This window comes from Parafrankia sp. FMc2, assembly GCF_041008525.1.
Taxonomy (GTDB): Bacteria; Actinomycetota; Actinomycetes; order Frankiales; family Frankiaceae; genus Parafrankia.
In genome coordinates this window covers 1-4683 of sequence record NZ_JBFLUG010000268.1, presented here as the reverse complement: position 1 = coordinate 4683, position 4683 = coordinate 1, and the positions used below count along the sequence as shown (strand labels likewise).

The 4683-nt window shown below is 67.8% G+C and carries 4 protein-coding genes and 3 pseudogenes; all 7 read left to right on the top strand.

Annotated features, from left to right (window positions below; all coding sequences use genetic code 11):
• Window positions 1-59 precede the first annotated feature (59 nt).
• Window positions 60-473 (top strand): annotated as a pseudogene (locus AB1460_RS35785) (transposase); the annotation flags it as partial.
• A gap of 22 nt (window positions 474-495) precedes the next feature.
• The gene (locus tag AB1460_RS35780) at window positions 496-660 is read left to right on the top strand and encodes a hypothetical protein (RefSeq protein ID WP_368966883.1); all 165 of its coding nucleotides are present in this window, start codon (window positions 496-498) and stop codon (window positions 658-660) included.
• Window positions 661-1105: 445 nt separating this feature from the next.
• A pseudogene (locus tag AB1460_RS35775) lies at window positions 1106-2491 on the top strand (IS701 family transposase); the annotation flags it as partial.
• Between the two features lie 157 nt (window positions 2492-2648).
• Entirely contained in the window at window positions 2649-3161 is a 513-nt protein-coding gene (locus AB1460_RS35770) for a MaoC family dehydratase (RefSeq protein ID WP_368966879.1), read from the top strand.
• A gap of 130 nt (window positions 3162-3291) precedes the next feature.
• Entirely contained in the window at window positions 3292-3426 is a 135-nt protein-coding gene (locus AB1460_RS35765) for a hypothetical protein (RefSeq protein WP_368966877.1), read from the top strand.
• 14 nt (window positions 3427-3440) lie between these two features.
• Window positions 3441-4235, top strand: a complete 795-nt coding sequence (locus AB1460_RS35760) for an acyl-CoA thioesterase (RefSeq protein ID WP_368966876.1) — start codon at window positions 3441-3443, stop codon at window positions 4233-4235.
• Between the two features lie 74 nt (window positions 4236-4309).
• Window positions 4310-4683, top strand: a pseudogene (locus tag AB1460_RS35755) (hypothetical protein); the annotation flags it as partial.

Sequence of the window (4683 nt, the reverse complement as noted above, 5' to 3'; positions counted from 1 at the left end):
GAAGCAACCGCCTGGTCACATCACGCCACACAGCCGACCGCCGCTTGACGCGCTAGACCATGGGATATCTAGCGGCGACGACCGGCGCGTGGATCGTCTTCGAGGACGAAGCCGGGCAGAGCCTGCGACCCCCGAAGGCCCGGACCTGGGCCCCGCGGGGACATACCCCGACGGTGCGGGTGTCGGGGAAGGGCTCGGGGCGGGTGTCGATGGCCGCCCTGGTCTGCTACCGGCCGGGCCAGCGGCCCCGCATGTTCTACCGGGTCCTGACCCACCACGGCCGTAAGGGTGAGCGTCGCAGCTTCTCCGAGGACGACTACGCCACCTTGATCGCCGCCGCGCACCACCAGCTGAACGCCCCGCTCATCCTGTGCTGGGACAACCTCAACACCCACCGCAGCGCCGCGATGCGCGTGTTCCTCACCCGCCACGCCCGCTGGCTGACCGTGATACCCCTGCCGGCCTACGCCCCGGACCTCGGGCCCCGTCGAAGGCGTGTGGGCCCACGTCAAACGCGACCTCGGCAACCACATCCGCGTCACCGTCGACCAGCTCACCACCACGATCAAGACCCTGCTCAAACGCGTTCAGTACCGGCCCGACCTGATCGCCGGCTTCCTCGGCCAGACCGAGCTGATCATCGACCCGGAACCGCCGTAGCCAGACCCCGACCATTCAAGATCTGTACCTGTCCACCGCCACCAAACACGGGATTCCGCTGTTCCCCGCCCTCGTCCAACTCGCCGAGGGCCGCCCCTGGATGCCCGCCACCAGCTAACTCACGATCAAATCGGCACCTGACCAGTTACAAAAATGGTACCAGAACCAACGCCGGACAACGCAACCACGCCAGAGCCCAAGACGCCCCCGAGGCTTGCTTGAGCCGTGTGCCGCGACGAGTGGCACGCACGGTTCTGAAGGGGCCCCGGCGCAGCAATGCGCCGGGGCTACCTGACCGCGATATCCGCATGATCAAACTACGGCAGAAAGTATCCGGGTGCCTACCGGTGGTTTGTTGTGATCGTTTGATCATGTATGGGTGGCCGAGGAATTGTCTAGCCGCGCCGGGTAAGGAAGGAGTGGTTCGGTCGCGGAGGTGATCGCGATGACAGAGCGGCTGCCGTGCCCGCCGGCTCCGGTGCCGGTGGAGGCGTACGCGTCCCGGTTCGATGACCTGTTCGCCTCCCGGGCGCAGCATCGGGCGTTCCGGGACTACCTGGTCGGTCTGCTGCTGCCGCGGGACCGCAACAAGACGCTGACCTGTCTGGCCGGGGCGGAGCCGGTGGCCGGCGCGCAGCATCGGGAGGTCCAGCGGTTGCAGTGGTTCCTGTCGGAGTCCCCGTGGAACCACGAAAGAATCAACAGCCGGCGCATCGAGCTGCTCATGGCAGCGCCGGCCACCCGGCCTCATCCTGGCGGGGTACTGATCCTCGACGACTCCGGGGACCGCAAGAGCGGACACGCCACCGCGGGGGTGTCCCGCCAGTACATCGGTTCCCGTAACGGGATCGACAACGGCATCGTCGCGGTGTCCACGGCCTGGGCGGACGAGCGGGTGTACCACCCGCTGCACACCCGGCTCTACATCCCGGCGCCGTGCCTGCCCGGTGGCCGCGGTGACCCGTCGTTTCGGACCAAGGGGCAGATCGCCACCGGTCTGGTCACCGACGCCCGCACCGCCGGCATCGGATTCCGCGCGGTGGTCGCCGACTGCTTTTACGGTCCGTCCGAGAGCCCCGGCCTGGTCGCCGAGCTGCGCGAGGCCGGTGTGCCGTTCGTGCTGGCCCTCAAACCAAACCAGGAACTGTCCCGCCCCGACGAGGACACCGGCGTGCGTACCCCAGCCCAGGCCGCCCGCGAACGGGTCTGGGACGGCCCCGACCGGCCCGGCCAGTGGACACCGGTGACCCGCTCCTACCGCGACGGACACACCGAGACCTGGTGGGCCACCGACTGCCGGGCCGGCCCGTACCGGATCGGCGGACCGGTCCCGGCTGGTCGTGGCCACCTCCGACCCAGCGACCCTGCCGGCGACCAGCACCTGGTACCTGGCCACCACCCTTCCCCGCCCGGACCTGCCCACCGCTGCGGCGGCACCGGCGTTCCCACCCGCCGGCTATGACGAGATCGTCCGCCTCTACGGGCTGCGCGGCTGGGTGGAACAGGACTACAAGCAGGTCAAACACGAACTGGGCTGGGCCGACTTCCAGGTCCGCTCCGCCACCGCGATCGCCCGCCACTGGACCCTGGTGAACTGCGCGTTCAGCCTGTGCTGGCACGACACCCCCGCCGAGCCACCCACACCCCGCCCACCCGGCGACAGCCCGCAACCGGTCCGCAGCGGCACGCCGCCGTCCTGGCCAGTCAGCCTCCGACGGGTCCGCGCCTGCCTGACCCCGCCCTGCCTCCTGCTGCGCCTCTGGCAGGCCTGGACCACCACCCCGATGCCCCACCCAATCCGCGAACTGGCCGCCGCGCTCGCCGCCGGACACCGGCTCTGCCTCTACCTACCCCCATAGATCACGAACTGTCGATCACAACAAACCACCGCCAGTTACGTTGCGCACATCGCAGTATTCCAGTCGGACGCGCGCTGATATAGTTAACTAATAATACTTTATGTTCCGCCGTTGGAAAGCGAGTAGCGCATGACGGACCTGACCACCCCGGCCCCGGCCGATGCCGACGTCGAAATCTTTGGCGGCATCCAGGATTTCGAGGACGCTGTCGGTCGGGAGCTGGGCCCCACCGACTGGCTCACGGTGGAGCAGAGCCGGGTCGACGGTTTCGCCGACGACACCGAGGATCACCAGTGGATCCACGTCGACACCGAACGTGCGGCCGACGGGCCCTTCGGTGCGACCGTGGCGCACGGATTCCTGACCCTGTCGTTGCTGCCGTACTTCGTGAACCAGCTGCGCAGGATCGAGGGCGTGCGGATGGGGGTGAACTACGGGCTGAACAAGGTTCGCTTCCCGGCGCCCGTGCGCGTGGGTAGCCGGATCCGGGCTCGCGCCACGATGACCGGGCTGGAGCGCGTCGGCGACGACGCCGTTCAGCTTGTGACGCGGATTGCCATCGAGGTCGAAGGCTGCGACAAGCCGGCCTGCGTGGCCGACCTGGTCAGCCGCTACTACTTCGCCTCAGCTGCCTCGAGTTGACGATAGTGTCAGACGATATCTCCTGGTGGTTGACAAGGCTTCGAGGTTCAGGGTCAATACAACTTGACGCTTTCGTCAAAGCGACTTAACGTTCGGAGTGCCATAAGGAACCGCCATGGAATGGGGGAGCATGACCCAGTTCACCGATGCGCCGATTTTGGACGCTGATACGCACATGATCCTGGGAAGGATTTCGGGCGCCCGCCGCTTCCTCGGCATCCCGGTGCGCAACCCCGCCGGCGACCTCGCGCCGGTCCCCGCCTGATGACGGCGGAGCCGATGGCCGATGCGGTCGCCGATCCGGTCGGTCTGCTCGATCTGCTCGAACTCGAACAGATCGAGACGGACATGTACCGGTCGGTGACCGCGTTCGACACCCCCTACCGCCTCTACGGTGGGCAGGTGGCGGCGCAAGCGCTCATGGCTGCGGGACGAACGGTCCCGGCGGACCGCGTACCGCACTCGCTGCACTCCTACTACCTGCGGGGCGGTGCGAGCGCGACGAACACGTTGTTCCGCGTCGAGCCCGACCGTGACGGCCGGTCGTACTCGGCGCGCCGGGTCACCGCCATCCAGGACGGCGAGATCATCTTCACGATGTCCGTGTCGTTCACAGTGACCGAGGCCGGCGTGGACCACAACCTCGAGCCCACGCTGGACGTGCCGGGGCCGGAGGGGCTGCCCGAGCAGGAGTTCGACCAGCTGCTGTCGATCCGCGGCAGGGTGCCGCCACAGGTCAACCCCGAGGCCGAGTGGCCCAGCCGGTTCTGGGCGCGCACCCTTGCCGGCTTGGCGGACTCGCCGCTGCTGCATGCCTGCGTGCTCACTTACGTATCCGATATGTCCAGCGGCCTGGCCGACCTGCCGGACGGGCATTGGGCGAGTAGCAGCCTCGACCATGCCGTCTGGTTCCATCGGCCCGCCAGGCTCGATGAGTGGGTGCTGGTCGACCTCGTACCGCATACCGTGGCCGGTGGGCGCGGCTTCTACACCGGCACGGTTCGGCAACAGGACGGCACCCGCGTTGCCACCCTTGCCCAGGAAGCGCTGTTCCGAGCGCCCCGCAAACGGTAAGCATTCCAGTCCAGAGCCACCATCGAGGAGGTCCGGGTGAACCGCAAGCTCGGCTCCCGAGACGGGGTGGCGCGGTGAGCGCGCGGCTGGATGTAGACCCACTGGCCCACTGGCTCGACACCGAGGGCGTCGCGGGCGCCGGCGAGCGTCCGGTCGTCGAACGACTGCCCGGGGGTTCGCAGAACGAGCTCTATTCGTTGTCGCGCGGGGGAGAGCGCACGGTGTTGTGGCCGTCACGGATCCGGATGTCCCGGTGCACCGTGTGCGTCGACATTCCTGGTGCCGCGCTAGTGTCCCGTGATTCCGTTTGCTTTAAAGTAAAGAATGATGGGATGGAGCTGGAGGCGGAGAAGAGGGCGGAACTCGAGGCGCCGATCAATGATCCGGGTGTTCCGGCGAATGTGGCGACCCGCGCGCGGATTGTTCTCTGGTGCGCGGAGGGGCGCCC

What these genes read in the sequence shown, in the direction of transcription:
- AB1460_RS35770 (WP_368966879.1), top strand. Translation starts at nt 2,649, where the DNA reads ATGACGGACCTGACCACCCCGGCCCCGGCCGATGCCGACGTCGAAATC.
- AB1460_RS35765 (WP_368966877.1), top strand. Translation starts at nt 3,292, where the DNA reads ATGACCCAGTTCACCGATGCGCCGATTTTGGACGCTGATACGCACATG.
- AB1460_RS35760 (WP_368966876.1), top strand. Translation starts at nt 3,441, where the DNA reads ATGGCCGATGCGGTCGCCGATCCGGTCGGTCTGCTCGATCTGCTCGAA.